This is a genomic window from Leptolyngbya sp. NIES-2104 (assembly GCF_001485215.1).
Taxonomy (GTDB): domain Bacteria; phylum Cyanobacteriota; class Cyanobacteriia; order Leptolyngbyales; family Leptolyngbyaceae; genus Leptolyngbya.
Window position 1 is genome coordinate 930,336 of the sequence record NZ_BBWW01000001.1, and the last position, 18,000, is coordinate 948,335.

Annotated in this window: 14 protein-coding genes; 6 read left to right on the forward strand and 8 right to left on the reverse strand. The window is 47.3% G+C overall.

Features of this window, described 5'->3' with window-relative positions:
- Nucleotides 1–71: 71 nt before the first annotated feature.
- On the reverse strand, nt 72–179 hold the full coding sequence (locus tag NIES2104_RS32935) for an FAD/NAD(P)-binding protein (RefSeq protein ID WP_225895205.1): 108 nt from the start codon (nt 177–179) through the stop codon (nt 72–74).
- A 66-nt stretch (nt 180–245) separates the two neighbouring features.
- Here NIES2104_RS32935 and NIES2104_RS04285 point away from each other — a divergent pair, with 66 nt between their 5' ends.
- On the forward strand, nt 246–1,037 hold the full coding sequence (locus tag NIES2104_RS04285; protein ID WP_058996068.1) for a phosphate/phosphite/phosphonate ABC transporter substrate-binding protein: 792 nt from the start codon (nt 246–248) through the stop codon (nt 1,035–1,037).
- Here the strand turns inward: NIES2104_RS04285 and NIES2104_RS04290 are convergent.
- Together NIES2104_RS04290 and NIES2104_RS04295 are read right to left on the reverse strand one after the other, a co-directional pair.
- Nucleotides 1,024–2,295: a tetratricopeptide repeat protein gene (locus NIES2104_RS04290; RefSeq protein ID WP_058996070.1), complete on the reverse strand. Its 1,272-nt coding sequence runs from the start codon at nt 2,293–2,295 to the stop codon at nt 1,024–1,026. The genes NIES2104_RS04285 and NIES2104_RS04290 overlap by 14 nt on opposite strands.
- A 333-nt stretch (nt 2,296–2,628) precedes the next feature.
- On the reverse strand, nt 2,629–3,630 hold the full coding sequence (locus tag NIES2104_RS04295) for a DnaJ C-terminal domain-containing protein (RefSeq protein WP_058996072.1): 1,002 nt from the start codon (nt 3,628–3,630) through the stop codon (nt 2,629–2,631).
- Nucleotides 3,631–3,867: 237 nt separating this feature from the next.
- Here NIES2104_RS04295 and mutS point away from each other — a divergent pair, with 237 nt between their 5' ends.
- Nucleotides 3,868–6,540 (forward strand): DNA mismatch repair protein MutS, encoded by a 2,673-nt coding sequence (gene mutS / locus NIES2104_RS04300; protein ID WP_058996074.1) that lies wholly within the window; start codon nt 3,868–3,870, stop codon nt 6,538–6,540.
- A gap of 27 nt (nt 6,541–6,567) precedes the next feature.
- Here mutS and NIES2104_RS04305 read toward each other — a convergent pair whose 3' ends face one another.
- The gene (locus NIES2104_RS04305) at nt 6,568–8,769 is read right to left on the reverse strand and encodes an EAL domain-containing protein (protein WP_058996077.1); all 2,202 of its coding nucleotides are present in this window, start codon (nt 8,767–8,769) and stop codon (nt 6,568–6,570) included.
- Between the two features lie 177 nt (nt 8,770–8,946).
- Nucleotides 8,947–9,762 carry an alpha/beta fold hydrolase gene (locus tag NIES2104_RS04310; protein ID WP_058996079.1) on the reverse strand — a complete coding sequence of 272 codons (816 nt, stop codon included), beginning with the start codon at nt 9,760–9,762 and terminating at the stop codon, nt 8,947–8,949.
- Here NIES2104_RS04310 and NIES2104_RS04315 point away from each other — a divergent pair.
- The 4 genes from NIES2104_RS04315 to NIES2104_RS04330 are packed head-to-tail and all read left to right on the forward strand — an operon-like array spanning nt 9,751 to nt 13,378.
- Nucleotides 9,751–10,203: a Lin0512 family protein gene (locus tag NIES2104_RS04315; protein ID WP_263970909.1), complete on the forward strand. Its 453-nt coding sequence runs from the start codon at nt 9,751–9,753 to the stop codon at nt 10,201–10,203. The genes NIES2104_RS04310 and NIES2104_RS04315 overlap by 12 nt on opposite strands.
- Nucleotides 10,200–11,099 carry an RluA family pseudouridine synthase gene (locus NIES2104_RS04320; RefSeq protein WP_058996081.1) on the forward strand — a complete coding sequence of 300 codons (900 nt, stop codon included), beginning with the start codon at nt 10,200–10,202 and terminating at the stop codon, nt 11,097–11,099. Before NIES2104_RS04315 ends, NIES2104_RS04320 begins: the two co-directional genes overlap by 4 nt.
- A 27-nt stretch (nt 11,100–11,126) precedes the next feature.
- Nucleotides 11,127–11,426 (forward strand): hypothetical protein, encoded by a 300-nt coding sequence (locus tag NIES2104_RS04325; RefSeq protein WP_058996083.1) that lies wholly within the window; start codon nt 11,127–11,129, stop codon nt 11,424–11,426.
- Nucleotides 11,423–13,378, forward strand: coding sequence for a S9 family peptidase (locus NIES2104_RS04330; RefSeq protein ID WP_082689926.1), 1,956 nt, complete (start codon nt 11,423–11,425; stop codon nt 13,376–13,378). The genes NIES2104_RS04325 and NIES2104_RS04330 overlap by 4 nt, the downstream gene beginning before the upstream one ends.
- Nucleotides 13,379–13,549: 171 nt before the next feature.
- Here the strand turns inward: NIES2104_RS04330 and NIES2104_RS04335 are convergent, their stop codons facing one another.
- From NIES2104_RS04335 to NIES2104_RS04345, 3 genes are read right to left on the reverse strand one after another with little or no spacing between them, the layout of a single operon-like run.
- Nucleotides 13,550–14,698 (reverse strand): PP2C family serine/threonine-protein phosphatase, encoded by a 1,149-nt coding sequence (locus NIES2104_RS04335; RefSeq protein ID WP_058996085.1) that lies wholly within the window; start codon nt 14,696–14,698, stop codon nt 13,550–13,552.
- An 8-nt stretch (nt 14,699–14,706) separates the two neighbouring features.
- Entirely contained in the window at nt 14,707–16,284 is a 1,578-nt protein-coding gene (locus NIES2104_RS31240) for a protein kinase (RefSeq protein ID WP_082689927.1), read from the reverse strand.
- Nucleotides 16,285–16,322: 38 nt separating this feature from the next.
- On the reverse strand, nt 16,323–17,984 hold the full coding sequence (locus NIES2104_RS04345; protein WP_058996087.1) for a PhnD/SsuA/transferrin family substrate-binding protein: 1,662 nt from the start codon (nt 17,982–17,984) through the stop codon (nt 16,323–16,325).
- Nucleotides 17,985–18,000 lie beyond the last annotated feature (16 nt).

Consider the following 18,000-nt stretch of genomic DNA (forward strand, 5'->3'; position numbering starts at 1 on the left):
ATTATCGACTTTATGCGTTGCCTTTGGTACACGGAATGTGCTCGCGCTCTTCCTTTCGGTCATGGCGAAAGTTAAGACCTCAGTAAAGGTCGATTCGCATTTTTCAGCAGGTGAGCCGCGACAAGTGACCCACTAAAGCCAGCGCCAACAATTGCGATCGTCAAACCAGAAAACAACATTCTCAGATTCCTGATATATAGTTTTATGAATACGGTACATCGGTAGAGTCATCGATCATCATACAGATGAAATCGAGCGTTTTGATGAAAGCGGTTTCCTACTTGGCTCCAAATTGGCTGGATTATTATCAAACGATCGCCCAAGCAATCGGTCGATCGCTGCGCTGTGAGGTTGAATTTCGAGCCTGTGATCGCGATCCCTTAGAGGATTTACAAGCGGTCGATCTCGCATTTATTTGTGGTCTACCCTTTATTCGATATTGTCGAATTGCGCCTGAGCGCTTGATCGCGATCGCGGCTCCAGTGATGCAAGCCGAGCGCTATCAGAGCCGCCCGATCTACTTTTCAGATATGGTCGTTCGCGCCGATCGTTCATTTCAAACCTTCTCTGACTTAGCAGGTACAGTGGTTTGCTATAACGATCCTGGCTCAAATAGCGGCTACTATCTACTCCGGCATCGATTGATCAAAGAACACTGCTCGTCTCATTTTTTCAAGAATGCCATACAGTCTGGTTCACATCAGCGATCGATTCGTTGGGTGATTGAAGGAAAAGCTGACTGTGCCGCAATTGATAGCACAGTGTTAGAACAAGAACTTCGCATTCATCCTGAGCTAGCTCATCAGATCCAAATTGTTGAATCAAGTCCACCTTGTCCAATGCCGCCTATCGTGATTGCTCAACAGTTCGGTCAAATTGATCAAGTTCGATCAGTTTTACTACATCCTGATGCTGAACTACAAGCAGCAATGGCTCGAATGAAGGTCGATCGCTACGAAATTGTGAACACTCGTGACTATGACGCGATCGCTCAACTCTATGATGAAGTCATCCATTCTCCTTTTAGCCAGCTTTAAAGGCGCTCCAATCCGACTCATTTTGAACACACGCATGCTGATAGATTTGATTAAATAGTTTTCGCTGTGTTCGACTTCCCCCAACTGCATGTAGCTTTTCTAAGCAAGGCTGAAGTTCTAAAGCGGCAACTGACCATTCTCTTCTCGCATGTGCAATCAAACCTTTTGCAACAGGCAGAACGATTTGCCGCCAGACCGATTGGGCATCTCGTGAAACCTGTTTTGCATGAATTGTGACTGTCCAGCTTCGCAGCAATTCATCGACCCAATCTGTGTATCCTGCACGAGCCAGCGCATAAATGTAATGCAAATCCTGAAAGGGCAGCGCATGTTCATGTAATCGAGCAGACAGATAGGGCGCAAGCTCATTCCACCGCCGACCTACATTAACTCCTTGTAACTCTAATCTCAGTAGCGTTGCGATCGCACCGACTTGATCTTTCGACGAGAAACGATCTGCCCGTCCCCAAACTCGCTGATCATAGAGCGCCAATACCTTGTCTGCATCTTCTAATGCAAGATAGTAAAGCGCAACGTGCCACCAATTATGCGTGTAGAGCATCGAATTACAGTGCTCCCAAGTGTCCGAGTGACTTTCCATCCAAGCAATGCCTGCCGATGGACGACCTTGCTCTTCTAAAATGTGTGCGATCGCATGTTGTGCCCACGGGTCAAATCGATTTAACCCGATCGCCTGCAATCCAACTTTCATTGCCTGCTCTAACTCACCACATTGCTCCAGTCCAAACGCAATCATGCCGTACAAATAGTGAAGATGAGGATTGCCAGCATTTTCAGGTAAAACGATTTGAGCAATTTTAAGTAACTGCTCAGATTCGCCTCGGTAAAAGTAGTGGTATTGGGCTTGCTGGACTGAGATCAAATCTTGAGGATACTTTAGGGCGATCGCTTCATGCAGACTGATTGCTTCAGAAATCGCGCCTCTCATCCAAGCTGAAATGGCTTGAATGTACCATTGTTCTCGCTCAGTTGTACGGGGTGCAGATTGCTGAGCAGCTTTGAGATGAGTGATGGCAGTCTGACGGGCGATCGCGGTTTCTTGAGACAGATAGTAAGCGGCTGCATAAGCGTGAGCGATCGCACAGCCCGGATCGACCGATAGTGCTTGCACTATCGCTGATTCAGCCTGATTTCCATAATATAAAGCTTGATCAATGAATTGATCAACGAGAGGAATCGTTTCCTGCGAGTTCACTGTGACATCTAGCCCTTGAACGTCAGTTGTGTTGTAGAACATTAAATATCAGTTCATCTATCGGCTTACCGTATTTAATTAGCCCATGTTGCAAACCATTTTGCAAGTAAAGTGCGATACAAGAACAGTTGATCATTTCAGGGCTTGTCAAATCGCGATGAGTCAGCTTGTAGAAATAGGATTCAAAACATCTGAAGGACAAGGACATCGACTCACACCTAACCGGTGTTGAGTATCGGGTAATCTCTTCCTTCGTGCAGCCCAGCGGGATATAGCCCATGAAATCTGCGTCTAAATTGACTAATTCGTCAGAGACGTAGTCGTCGAGATGTCAATTTTCGGGCTTTTCTACGAATCAGTCTCTGTGGGTTGAAATCAAAGTGTGGCTAACTTGATTGCACTGCGGGGATCGTAGCTGCGATTGTCGCGGATTTTCTCATACGCCTCACGCTCGATCGCGCTTAACTCTTTCGGAGGTGCGATCGTAATTTTCACCATCTGATCGCCGCGTTCGCCTTTCTGGTTTTTCCAGCCTTTGCCGCGTAACCGTAATGTCTGTCCCGATCGTACGCCTGCTGGAACATTCACTTTCACGGTTCCATCTGGAGTCGGCACGTCGATTTGTGCTCCTAAAACGGCTTCATCGGGTGCGATCGGTACTTCGCAAGTCAGATTGCCATCCGCATCGAATTGAAAGAATGAATGCGGCAAGAGTTCGACCGTAAGATACAAGTCTCCTCGCTGGCTTGTGTAAAACCGACTGTTACGCCCTTTGCCGCGGACTCTGACTTTACTACCGACTTTGGCTCCAGCGGGAATCCGAACATTGATTTCTTCGTTATTGACGCTCAGACGTTTTTCGGTGCCGTTGAATGCTTCTGCGAAGGTGAGTTTGATCGAGGCTTCGATGTCGAGATTTTCTCCAGTTGTGGCGCGATCGTCGGTTGTGAAACCACCCGGAGTTCGATAGCTGGCATTGCGGAAGGGATCACGTCCGCCGTAGGGCGATCGACCAAGCAAATCGTTGATGAATTCCTCGAAGTTGTCGTAGCGTCCGAATTCGACATCATCGAAGCCGCCTGTGTTGAACGGCGATCGAGACGTGGAAGTCGATCGAGAATAGTTGCCGCCTGCTTGATCAGCTTGTTTCCAGTATTGTCCGTATTGGTCGTATTTTTTGCGCTTGTCTGGGTCAGATAAGACTTCGTGCGCCTCGTTGACTTCTTTGAATTTGGCTTCTGCGGCTTTGTCTCCGGGATTCACGTCGGGGTGATATTGACGGGCGAGTTTGCGAAACGCTTTCTTAATATCGTCAGCGCTTGCGGATTTGCTCACCCCTAGAACTTGGTAGTAATCTTTGAAGTTTGTTGCAGCCACTCGCTCATCCCCTCGTAAACAATATCGTTAAGGTTTATGGACATCCTAAATGCAGAATGCCCGATTTCATGTATCTCTAGGCTAACAAACTTGGTTCTGTTGCCTGAGAAAATTCTGATAGGAATTTCCGAACTCGATCGAGTCGGGATGTTTCGCCTCAAGCTGTCCCCAGTTGATCCACGCTAAAATAATTGGGCTGATGCTAAATTTTAGTAATATTGTACTAAAAATTGTTTCATGACTGTTCCCGCTGCTCAACCTGATCCGACTCAAGGCGTGCCCGATCGCTTAATCAAGCATTCGGTGCGATACGCTGATCATCGCGCTGTAAAACGTGACCATCTCACCCCGATGATGCGGCATTATGCGGATCTTAAAGACCAGTATCCTCATGCGCTCTTGGTGTATCGAGTGGGCGATTTTTATGAAACATTCTTCCAAGATGCGCTGATTGTTTCGCGTGAGTTGGAGATTGTTCTGACTTCTAAAGATGGCGGAAAAGAAGTCGGGCGGGTTCCATTGTCGGGCATTCCGCATCATGCGCTCGATCGCTATTCGGCGCAGCTCGTTGAAAAAGGATATGCGATCGCGGTTTGTGATCAAGTCGAAGATCCAAATGAAGCACAGGGATTAGTCAGGCGCGAAGTGACTCGCGTGATTACTCCGGGAACGATTCTCGAAGAAGGAATGCTGAATGCGAAACGCAATAATTTTTTAGCGGCAATTGTAATCGCTGGAAATCATTGGGGATTGGCATACGCAGATATTTCAACTGGGGAATTTCTCACCACACAATCGAGCGAACTTGATCAACTCAGCAGTGAATTGATGCGGTTACAGCCTGCGGAAGTTTTGATCCCAACCAATGCACCAGATTTAGGTGGATTATTGCGACCGGGACAGCGATCGTCCCATATTCCTGAGAGTTTACCGACGCAATTTTGTTACACATTGCGATCGCAATCTCCATTCTCTCAAGCCGAAGCCCGTCAGCGATTGATCGAACGGTTTAAAGTGCGATCGCTTGAAGGAATGGGCTGTGAACATTTACCGTTAGCGGTTCGGGCTGCGGGCGGACTGCTCGAATACATCGAATCGACTTCGGAACGCAATGTTTTAGATACGACGAAATCGAAAAATTCAGAGCCAACTCAGGTTCCACTCCAGCCGATTTGCACCTATACAATTACTGAGTATTTGACACTCGATCCGCAAACTCGACGCAATTTAGAAATCACTCAGACTGTTCGCGATGGAACGTTTCACGGATCGTTACTGTGGGCAGTCGATCGTACAGAAACCCCGATGGGAAGCCGCGCTCTGAGACGTTGGTTATTACAGCCGTTGTTGAATCTCGACGAAATCGAGGCGCGTCAGGACACGATCGAGGAATTAGTAAAAGATGGTGTTCTGCGAGAAGACCTCCAACAAATGCTGAACCAGATCTATGATTTGGAGCGCTTAGCAGGTCGAGCGGGATCAGGAACGGCTACCCCGCGTGATTTGGTCAACATTGCAGAATCGCTGAGCAAACTACCAGAATTAGCGCGTTTAGTTGCTAGAGCAAAATCTTCCCACTTACGAGCTTTGCAGCACGTTCCGCCCATTCTCGAACAGTTAGGACAGAATCTTTTAGCTCATTTCGTCGAACGTCCGCCGCTTGCGATTAAAGAAGGTGGACTGATTCGATCGAACATTGTGCAGCAACTTGACGAGATGCGCTCTCAAGCCGCAGAAGACGAGAAGTGGTTAGCGGAACTAGAAAAAAATGAGCGCGATCGTACTGGAATTCAAACGCTGAAAGTCGGATACAACAAAGCTTTCGGTTATTACATTAGTATCTCTCGTACCAAAGCTCAACAATGTCCCGAAGGTTACGAACGCAAGCAAACGTTAACCAACGAAGAACGGTTTACCATGCCGGAACTGAAGACCCGCGAAAACCGGATTATGAATGCTCGGCGCGAAATTGGTGAGCTTGAGTATGAGATTTTTGCAGAACTGCGATCGAACGTCGGAGAACAAGCCGAACTCATCCGCAAAGTCGCTCACAGAGTCGCCGCCGTTGACGCGCTCACGGGACTGGCTGAACTTGCAGTGTTCAAGAATTTTTGCCGTCCGAAGCTTTCAGCGGGGCGAGAAATCTCGATCGTCGAAGGTCGTCACCCGGTCGTGGAGCAATCTTTACCTGCTGGCTTCTTCGTGCCAAATTCCGCTGAACTTGGCTCACCTGCGCCCGATCTGATTGTGTTAACCGGACCAAATGCAAGTGGAAAAAGCTGCTATCTCCGACAAATTGGTTTGATTCAACTCTTAGCGCAAACGGGTAGCTTTGTTCCCGCAGATTTCGCCCGATTGGGAATCTGCGATCGTATTTTTACCCGCGTCGGTGCTGTCGATGATCTCGCCACCGGACAATCAACGTTCATGGTGGAAATGAATGAAACGGCAAATATTCTCAATCATGCAACGGATCGATCACTGGTTCTTTTAGACGAAATTGGACGCGGAACCGCAACCTTTGATGGATTGTCGATCGCTTGGGCAGTCGCAGAACATTTGGCGACCGAAATCCGCGCCCGAACGATTTTTGCCACGCACTATCACGAACTGAACGAACTCGCATCGATTCTGTCGAATGTGGCGAACTATCAAGTGACAGTACGCGAGATGCCAGAGCAAATCATTTTCCTGCACAAAGTCCAACCCGGAGGAGCCGATCGCTCTTACGGCATCGAAGCTGGAAGACTTGCAGGCTTACCGAGTTCGGTCATCGATCGAGCACGGCAAGTCATGACCCAGATTGAGAAACACAGCAAAATCGCGATCGGACTTCGCAAAACTAAATCCAAACCTGCTGAACTTCCGAAAGATCCCACACAGCAACTCGATATCTTTGGCGATTCCTAATCTTTTTTAGGATTTGCGGCGAGTTCGTTAAACATCTTCCGCTAATCTGCCATTAGAAGGCGAAATCCGAGTCAAATGTAAAAACGGTTGAGATTGCGGAATCAATTTTGCCGCATCGATTCGAGTGAGCGGTTTCGAGAAGAGATAGCCCTGAGCATATTCGCATTTCAGCGCTTTTAGCTGTGCGAGTTGCTTTGTTGTTTCCACCCCTTCCGCGACCACATCCATGCCTAAATTCCATGCCAGTGTGATGATGGTGCGAACGAGTTCCAACTTCTCGCCATCGACATCAACGCGGCTGACAAAAGAGCGATCGATTTTCAGCACGTCCATCGGGAAGCGATACAGATACCCTAATGAAGAATAACCTGTACCAAAGTCATCGACTGAAAGCTGAATGCCCATCGCTTTGAGTTGGAGCAACATATCCATTGCGGATTCGGTGTTCTCCATGATCGCGCTTTCGGTAATTTCGAGCTTGATACAGTGGGCATCGACTCCAGTATCCGCGAGAATTTGCCGGATTTGATTGATCAAACTCGGCTGTGAGAATTGCCGACTGGAGAGGTTGACGCTAATCGTTAAGGGCGGCTCAGAAGCGAATTCCTCTTGCCAGTGTTTGAGTTGGCGACAAGCTTCACGGAGTACCCACTGTCCGAGCGGAATAATCAATCCGGTTTCTTCAGCGATCGGCACAAATTTTGCAGGTGAAATGATTCCTTGTTCTGGATGCTGCCACCGCACCAATGCCTCAAACCCCAGAATTCGCCCGGTTGCGAGTGCCACGATCGGCTGATAGTACAATTCAAAATCCTGCCGCTCAACTGCTTTTCGCAAATCATTTTCGAGCTGCATCAACGCGACGACATGCGTGTGCATATCGGTATCAAAAACCTCGTGACACGCTTTCCCTTGAGCTTTAGCACGATACATCGCAATATCGGCTCCTCGGAGCAAATCTTCGGGTCGATCGAAGTCGGTCGAAGAAAGCATGATGCCAATACTGGCAGAGGTAAATACCTCATGACCATTCAAGTTAAACGGGGTTGAAAGGGCTTGCTGAACTCGTTCTGCAACTTTCGTCGCGTCGTTATCACTTTGAATGTTCTCAAGCAGAATGGTAAATTCATCCCCACCGAGTCTTGCAACCGTATCGTTTTTACTGAGGCAAGATTCTAATCGACGGGCGATCGCAACTAATAGCTGATCCCCGATCATGTGCCCCAAGCTGTCATTGATCACTTTGAAGCGATCGAGATCCAGAAACAACAATGCAAATCGGCAAGCTGGATTTTCATTTGCCCGTTCGACCGTTTGGCTCAATCGCTCCATGAATAGCAATCGATTCGGCAATCCAGTCAGCGAATCGTGGAACGCATTGCGCCGGAGTTGTTCTTCAACGATTTTTCGTTCGGTGACTTCTCGCATCACAGAGACAAAATGGGTGACTTGTCCCTGTTCGTTGCGAATTGGAACCATGTTGACATCGACCCAGAAATGCGTCCTGTTTTTGCGATAGAGAATGACTTCGGCGCGGACGGGTTCATGAGTGCTTAAAGCAGCTCGAATGCGATCGATTTCCGTACTAGAAGTCTTTTCTCCTAGCAGCACGATCGCTGATTTACCGATCGCTTCACCGGATGAGTAGCCAGTGGTGCGCGAAAACGCATCGTTCACATAGATAATTCTTAGGCTCAAAGGATCGTCGATCGCTTCTTCGGTTTGCGAAATCATCACAATTTCATTCGCATTTACGACCACGGATTCTAGTAAGCGGAGGTATTCTTCGAGCCATTTGCGCTCGGTAATATCTTTGAGCGTGATCAGCGTTCCGGTCGGTTCTCCAGCAGCATTGCAGAGCAGGGTTGCATTCACTTCCGCCCAGAATTTGCGTCCATCTTTGCGGCGGAGTTGACCTTCTTTCCAGCCGTAGAAGGGTTGGGTGTCTTCAGATGAGCCTTGAAAATCGAACCAGCCTTCGATCGCGTGAAAAAAGTGATGGGCGGACTTCCCAACCATATCGGCAACCGAGCAGCCGACTAATTTCGCTAGTCGTGAATTCACGTATCGCACCTGATCCTGCAAATCAGTGATGACAACTCCATCATTGAGATTTTCAACAACGGTTTGAAGCAGCCACTCGGATTCTTTGATTACAGGGGATGCAGGATTGGGGTTTACTGCCGGATTGGAAGGATTAGAAGTCTCCAGATCGATCGACTTTGCCATGCCTGCTACCTTGGAAAAATGACGCAATAGAAACACACCTGGAAGGCGGTGAATTTCTGATGGGGGTGAATGAAGTATTTCACGCGGAATCCGTGAAAAACGATCGCACCTTTTTGAATGAAAAAGTGCGGTGTTTCTGTGCTCAGTCTGCCCACGATCGCGCTCTGGAGAACGCCTTTAATGCGTCAAAGACCACTGTGTGATCTGGGTTGCAAGTTGAAGTGAAAATTTTTGAGGTAGGCTGTGATCTGCGTTCGGTAAGATGACTAATTTGGCGTTCGGAATTTCATTCGCGTAGGTTTCACTGTGCCAGAGTGGAATGGTTTCATCGCGATCGCCTGTGATCACTAAAGTCGGAACAGTGAGACGATGAATTTCTTTTTCTACTGTGTCGATCGCGTCTTCGGGGCGGAGTCGATCGACAAGAAACGATCGTGCCGCTGGTTGTGTCGTTAGTTCCCGTCGCATCCAGGCAATTTGTCCGATCGTTTTTTCTTGTCCGAATAGATTTGCGATCGGTTTAATTAATTCCAAGCCCCAATCGATCGCTGGAGTTTCCCACAGGATGGGACGCAGGTGATCGTATCGTCCTGCAAAGCTATCATCGCGAATTCCAGCGGGAGCCGCAAGAATCAAGCCTTTTACCGGGTATTGAAGTGCATATGCCGCAGACACCCAGCCCCCGAAGGAATGCCCCAACAGATAAAACGATTCTAATTTCAGCGTTTCTACAACCTGCCGCAAAAATGCAACTTCTTTAGCAATGTCGTATCGAATCATCGGACGGGCTGATTGTCCAAATCCAAGCAAATCTAGTCCAATACAACGAAAGTTCGACTTCAGTTGCTCGCTCAAAGGCAACCAGCAAGAGGCTTCTCCCATAAATCCATGCAGCATGATGATTGGTGTTCCTCCCCCGACCTCGAAATATGCAGCGGGAACAGTGTTTAAGCGATCGAAATCAAGCTGAACTTGGATGATGTGTTTTTGCATAGCGATCGAGTAACTCCAGCCTTTAATCTAACGAATCTTGGTACTATCAAAAAGCTGTGTTTGAGAAGTCTGATGGCGTTAAAGCGGTTTGTGATCGAGATGGGAATGGGTGTCGATCAGCATGGACAAGATCCGACGGTCGCAGCTTCGAGAGCGGTAAGAAATGCGATCGCTCATAATGCTTTACCCGGAATTTGGGAAGTCGCAAAGCTAGAGCATCCGAATGAAATGATCATCGAAGTTCAAGTCGCGGTTCCTTATCCTGAGCAAGTTCGAGCTGACGAAGTGCTACAGGTATTACCATTCGGACAGAAAACATTGAAAGTAGAATCGGGTGGAATGATTGTTCAAGGAAGAGCGATCGCAGAATTTAACGATAAAAATGACGATATGTATGTCGCGGTTGCCTCTGTGACTGTGTTTGTTGAACAACCAGAATGATCAATCAAGGCTGGATTTATCAAGATCGCGTTGATCAGCCAATGACGCTGTTAGAGTACTATGCTCAGCGGTATCAACATTCAACGAGAGAAGAATGGCTCGATCGCATTCTGTCAGGCGCAATTTCAATCAATCACATCCCAAATACCGATCCTGATGCACCACTGCAACCGGGACAAGTACTAAGTTATGCTCGATCGCCGTGGATTGAGCCAGAGGTTTCTTTTGAGATAGCAACCTTGTATGAAGATGATCAGCTATTAATTCTGCACAAGCCTTCTGGATTACCTGTTCTACCGGGTGGAGGCTTTCTCGAAAATACTTTGTGGGGATGGCTCAGACGAGAATATAAAACGCCTCCAGTTCCAGTGCATCGATTAGGGCGGGGAACGTCTGGGGTGATTGTTTTGGCGAAAACTGAGGAAGCACGATCGAGACTCTCGAAAGATTTACGCGATCGACAATTTCAAAAAAGCTATCGTGCTCTTGCTGCGGGAATTCCAGAACTCGATCGATTTACGATTAATACTGCGATCGGCAAAGTTGCTTATCCTCAATTGGGCTATCTCTATGCAGCGACAGAAACCGGAAAAGCGGCGATTAGTCATTGCAAAGTCTTAGAGCGTCGGATTTCAAACGAAACTTTACTAGAAGTTACCATTCCAACAGGCAGACCGCATCAAATCCGAATTCATCTTGCATCAGCAGGCTATCCACTTGTAGGCGATCCGCTTTATGGCGTGGGTGGAACTGCGATCGATCAAAATTCGATTCCAAGTGATTGTGGTTATTTGCTTCATAGCTATGAAGTGAGGCTAAACCATCCCACTCAGGGAAAGCCCATCACCGTTCAATCTCCGCCGCCCGTACTGTTATGTCCCTCGAAGATTCGCTAGATTGAAAGTAACGATTTTGAGGTCATTATGTCTAAACCTCTGTTCCTGATTATTCCGATCGTTAGCTTGGTTATCAGTTCTCCAGTGTTCGCGCAAACCATTCCAAACTTATCGAGCCTCGATCGACAACGCATTAGTCGAGATTTAACGCCACCGAATTCGCAAGATTTCTTCAATCAAGGGCGTGAACAATTCGAGCGAGAAATTCGACGGTTGAACGAGCGATCGCAACAAAAACAGGAAAATCTGTTAAAAGTTGATCCAGCAACCCGGTATCCGGAGGATCAAAGTTTGCGGTTGCTGAATCGAATTACACTGAAAAAATGAAATTTCTCACTCGTTTTGTCGCCGCAGTTTTAGCGGTTTTTCTTATTTCTGGATTTATGACAGTCGCACAAGCAGCAGATACCATTACCCCTGGCGATAACCTTGTCGTTGAAGGGATTCCGCCGATTCCAGCATCATTAGCGCAAACGGTCGATCGCTATACACAGTTTCGATCGGCAGGAATGCTCAGTTGGCATCCTCAACGTCGGGAAATCCTGATCACGACTCGATTTGGAGATGTACCTCAAATTCATCGGGTCGCCTTTCCGCTCGGTAGTCGGCAGCAGACGACATTCTTTACAGAGCCAGTTTTTCGAGCTGGATTTCAACCGACAAAAGGCGATTATTTTGTCTTTAGTAAAGATATTGGTGGCAATGAGTTTAATCAACTCTATCGCTATGATTTGGCATCGGGAGATGTCACGCTTTTAACTGATGGTAAGTCGAGAAATAGCGGTGGCGTGTGGTCGAATAAAGGCGATCGCATGATTTACAATTCGACTCGCCGTACCGGGAAAGATAACGATTTTTACAGTATCGATCCGGCGAATCCGAAAAGCGATCGCTTGCTTGCACAAGTTGAAGGGGGCGGTTGGGGTGGTATGAGTTGGTCGCCTGACGATCGACAGTTATTGATGATGGAATTCGTATCGGTTAATGAAAGCTATCTTTGGACATTAGATACGAATTCAGGTGAGAAGAAACTGATCACACCCAAAGGCGGAAAAGAAAAGGTTTCCTATCAAGGAGGTATGTTTAGTAAAGATGGCAAAGGGCTTTATGCCGTGAGCGATCGAGAATCGGAATTTCAGCGGTTAGCCTACATTGATTTGGCAACACTGAAGCATACTTATTTGACCACACAAATTCCTTGGGATGTCGAAGAATTCGATCTTTCCGAAGATGGAAAACTGCTGGCGTATGTTTCAAATGAAGATGGAATCAGTGTCTTGCATTTGATTGATACCGCAACGAATCAAGAAAAGCCTTTACCAAAATTACCGATCGGGCAAGTGAGTGGCATTACTTGGCATCGAAACAACCAAGATTTAGGATTCACTTTGGTTTCAGCGCGATCGACAGCGGATGCTTACTCGTTGAATGTCGTTACGAATAAAATCGATCGCTGGACAGAAAGCGAAACAGGCGGATTAAATACCGCAAACTTTTCTGAGCCTGAATTAGTTCGCTGGAAGAGCTTTGACGATCGAACCATTTCAGGATTTCTCTACCGCCCACCTGCGAAATTCCAAGGTAAACGCCCGGTTATTATTAACATTCACGGTGGACCTGAAGCGCAATTTCGACCGAGTTTTTTAGGGCGAAATAACTATTATCTGAATGAATTGGGCGCTGCAATTCTATTTCCAAATGTGCGCGGCTCAACAGGCTATGGAAAAACATTTTTGCAGCTTGATAATGGCTTTTTGCGCGAAGATTCAGTCAAAGATATTGGCGCGTTACTCGACTGGATCGCAACTCAACCGGACTTAGATAAAGATCGAATTCTGGTAACGGGTGGTAGCTACGGTGGCTATATGTCGCTTGCGGTTGCGACGAATTATAGCGATCGTATTCGTGCCGCGATCAACATTGTCGGTATCTCGAATTTCGTCAGCTTTCTAGAACGAACTGAAAGTTATCGCCGCGATTTACGTCGAGTCGAATACGGTGACGAACGCGATCCAAAAATGCGCGAGTTTTTGTTAAGAATTTCGCCACTTAATAACGCGCAGAAAATCAAAAAGCCGCTCTTTGTCGTTCACGGTAAAAATGATCCGCGAGTTCCGTTGAACGAGGCAGAACAGATTGTGAAAACGGTCAGAAACAACGGTGTTCCTGTTTGGTATCTGATGGCGAAAGATGAAGGACACGGATTTTCTAAGAAGAAAAATGTGGATTTTCAATTCTATTCCACGATCATGTTTATCAAGGAAACGCTGTTGAAATAGGTGAACTTCTCCGGCATACCGAATTGATCTTTAGGTGCCACAGATCTGGGTAGCCCCCTAAATCCCCCACGAGTGGGAGACTTTGACTGTGAAATCTCCTTGGAAGTCAGAACGGTTTCAGGTTTCAAAGTCCCCCAGAATGGGGGATTTAGGGGGCGAGAATTTATAGCATTAACAGATGGATTCGGTATCACTGAATCGAAATGCGAAGTCGTCGATCGCTTTTTCCTGAGTCTTTTTCGGCTTCGCTTTCAGAGACGGTTTCGGTGACGGAGATGGCTTCATCTGAACAGGTGTTTGAATTGCAGCGGGAGCCATCGCAGGCGGAACCGTTTTCGTCATCGATTGCTGTTGCAAAAAGACAAAGTAGCCCATTGCAGCAATTAGAACCGGGATGGGCGTAATCCAAATCCACGATCGCTTTTTCGGAGCACTTACGCTGATTGGTGACTTGATCGCAGTTGAACGGGGCGCGATCGCAGTTTCAGATAAAGCAGAATTTTCCAAATACATCACTCCGAGCGTGACATCATCCCCGCTACCTCGGCGTGATGTTTCTTGTAGAATTAGCGGCAAATTTGCAAGGACGTGATCGAAGCCCTCTTTCCGAATCTTTCTAAGATAATCTGCACCGATTTGCTGAAAGTCCTCATCGGTTGCATAAGAATTCGCATAACCATCAGTAGAAGCAAGTATCATCGCTGGCAAAGCAGTTTCTATAAGCTTGAATCGTCCCTCTTTCCAGACTTGCGGCGTACAGAGGGAAATGGTTCGGTTTGCCATCAATCGCGGATCAGGGGGTAGCGGATGCTGAATTGTTCCATCAGAGTGAACACAGAGAATATCACCATCGCCAATCTGCAAATAGAGAGCAAACTTCTTTGTAATAACAACCATAAGCAAAGTTGCACCATAAGCGATCGTCGGATCTTGTTCGATTTGCGATCGCGATTCACCTTGCCAAAGTTCCTGCACCTCAAGCCGTTCCCACTCTGCCGCAGTAAAAGGATGTTGCGAAACATGATTCATCACACTTCTGCGCCACTGTTCTACAATCTGCTGCGGTAAAAGGTCGATCTGCTGCAACAATCGAGACTGTTTTACTATCTTTGCAGCAATCTTAACCGCGATCGCTGAACCAATGTGACTACGAAAATAAGACTGTCCCCCGTGTCCATCCGAAACCACCATCATCAAAGCTTGCTGCTGATCGATCGTCAGTGTTTCACAGCGGATTGCATCTTGATTGACCAATCCCGTTCTCTGATGCGATGCGCCTTGGATCGATCGACCTTCGCAGCGCCAAGATAAATCATTCATAACTGTATTTACCAACGATCGTGATACATACCACTGAGAACCGGAGAAGGGTTAGATAACGGAATCGGAAGACTATTGAGCGATCCATCTTTTGCAAAGCTTGCAGGTGCAGAAGCGGCTTTGAGAACGGCGGTCGAAGCCCATTTAATCTGTCGCACTAACGCTTCGGGATTGTTTGCTCGCAGTGGTTTGAGATTGGAATGTCCAATAAACTGCTGTAGAACTTCGTAATCTGCATCGCGACCGATGGCGATCGCAACTCGAATCGCTTTACGTCCCCAAAACTGGTCGAACAACGCATTCAAGCCCGCGATATAGTCATCCGTCGGCTGTCCATCCGAAATCAGCACCAACACAGGCGGCAGTGCACGAGTATTCATCGGAGGCGCTTTTAACTGCTCTGCAACTTGATGAAGCGCGGCAGCTAAATCAGTATCGCCTTTTGCTGTAAGCGGATTCCAGCGAAAAGATTCGATCGGGGTGGGTTCTGGAATGATCCATTCTGCACCCGATGAAAACCGAATCGCCCGTAATAGGACTTGAGCATTAGGATTGTCATCGGCAGCGGCTTTCATGTGTGGAATCACTTCTTCGATCGCTGTATTCAAAGCCTGAATTTTGCCATCGATCGCCATTGATTCAGAACAATCACAAATCCAAATAAAGTGCAACGGTCGCGTCGCCATTGCGCCACCCGGAAGATCGGGCATCGATGTAAACACCTCAGCATTGATCGGAAATTCAGAATGCGTCGATAGATTCGTCGAAGGAACTTTGATCGATTGCAGCGCATCAAGGACAGCATCCGCAGATTGATAACGCTCTTCGGGCAAAAACGCCAACATTCGCGCAAGAATCTGAGCAAAAGTATCACTGACCGTAATGCTCGATCGCCAAGCGGCATGACCATTCATCGCTGCAAGTAAATGACTCGGTTGTCGTCCGCTCAGAAGTACGATCGCGCTGACTGCCAACGCATAGAGATCACTACTCGGCGAACAACGTCCTTCACTCAATTGTTCAAACGGTGCGTAGCCATGTTTTCCTACAAACGAAGTAGGAACTTGATTGAGTGCGGCTTGTGTACCGACTCCGAAATCAATCAATACAGGCATCCCGTGAGACAGCATCATATTATCGATCGACACATCCCGATGCAAAATTCCTTGAGCATGAACAGTGCCCAATACTGGAAGCAGAGCTTTGAGCAATTGAATTACTTCTGCTTCTGAAAACACTTGATTGTGAGCTAACCGCTGATAGAGCATTTTTGCGTAAGTCTCACCCTCTATGAACTGCTGCACTAAAAACAATCGTTCCTGTTCTTCAAAAAAAGCAGAAAACTCAGGAATTTGAGGATGCTTGATTTGATACAAGATTTTTGCTTCTCGATAAAACAGTTCTCGCGCCTTGGGTAAGCTTTGAAGACTGATACCGTTTGGAGCAAATTCCTTGAGCACCCAGCGTTCTTCAAAGCGTTCGATATCAAAGGCAAGATACGTGCGTCCGAGTCCACCTTGTCCAAGCACAGAGTGAATTCGATAGCGTTTGTGAATGATCGTTCCGGGGGCAATTTCTGGTTTCATAGGTGCTAGGTTTGATACCAATGAACAATTCGCTTTAATCACTGCACAGGCAAGGATTTAATCTGACTCGCTGCCGTGATGCGAATCTCTCCTTGATCATTTGGAGCCACTCCTGTCACTGCCAGTCGCTTAATTTTCGCAATGTCAGACAGTCCAGCATCTGACAGAATCTGCTTCGGAACAATCACTTTGTGCATCTTGCCATTGTCTACCTGAAGCGTCAGATAGTCGGTGTTCTCATCTGAAAATCCGAACCCGTTGACTTTACCCGTGATTGCATTCGTGCAGCTAAACAGAATACGATCGCCTGATTTCCAGCGCGTCGGATCAGTACACGTCAAAAATTGATCGACCCGTTCTGCAATTCTCACTAGCTCACGATAGTCTCCTGATGTTCCTTCACGATATCGAGCCGCTCTACGCATTTCTTCTGGCGCTTCTAGCAATGCTTTCTGTAGTGTTTCTCGATCGACTTCACTAATTTTCGGTGAAACGTACACACCAGCGGTCGGAATCGCAAGACTTCCATTTAGCAAGCGCAATCCTCCCCGAAGCCGTTGGCGGACTGCTTTAAACCGCTCTGGAAGGTCTTTAGAAGGCTCCTCGGTAATCCACTGCACAGGTAGCACTCCTACATCCGCTCGACCTTCTAGCACATTGATTCCAGAAGCAACGGGAGTCGTATTGTTTGGTTCAACCCGCAAAGCACGACCATAAGACCCGTACACCGGAAGATAGAAGAAGGGACTATCTGGAGTGCCAAGCGCGATCGTATAGTCTGAGTTCCGATTCAAATCATCCAGTGTCTTGATCGGGCTATCATTGCGCGTCACGAGTCCGATTTGAAAACTTTCAGTATTCGAGGGTTGCATTCTGGCTGCAAATAGATAGTTATTCTGAATTGCTGCGGCGGAGAGTAGCGGATTTAATGTAAAAGCAATGTCCCATTCTTGATTTTTGAGCTTCGATCGAACTTGATCAAATGATTCGCGTCCGGTTGCTTCGATAAACTCCACTTTGACATCAATGTCCCGACCAAAGCGCTTTGCTAAGTCCCCTTTCAAATACTCCACAAATTTTTGATAGCCTTCTTTCGGATTAAATGTAGGCTGATTCGGTTGAGGATTTCCGGGCGCTTGAGACGAATTTGAAAGAACGGGAACATAAACGCCCACTGTGACACGAGAGAGTGAGGTTGAATTTTGTACAGTTGTTGTGTTACCACCGACCGCGATCGCGGATTTGGGTAGCAGTTTCGGAGCCAAGAAACCGATTCCAGCGATCGTACTCACTGCAATGACTCCCATTGCGAGTCGTCGCTTGGTGATGTTCTTGCCGACGACTGTAACCGTGTTGATTTTTGTTTTTTGCGACATCGGCGATCGCGCTTCTTTCAATACTCCTAATGCGAGTGCCCAAGATTCAACTGCCCAGCGTGCGATATCAGGCTGGAGTCCCAGTTGCTCGACTAATCGCGAGGTTAAGCGCTCGACTTGAACTTGAGGCGAAATCGATAGCTGCGTGGACATAAGTTCCTCTGGAACATGTTCATTTAATGCAGTGGTTAATGCTTTTCGCTCTAACTGATAGTGTGCTAGTCGATCGTTCAAATATCCTCGCCACTGTTGCGGGTTATCTGCAATATTGCTACCGAGTTCTTTTACCAAATCTCTTAGAATGTCTCTTGCTGTGCTGTTCATGGTTTAGTGCCTCATT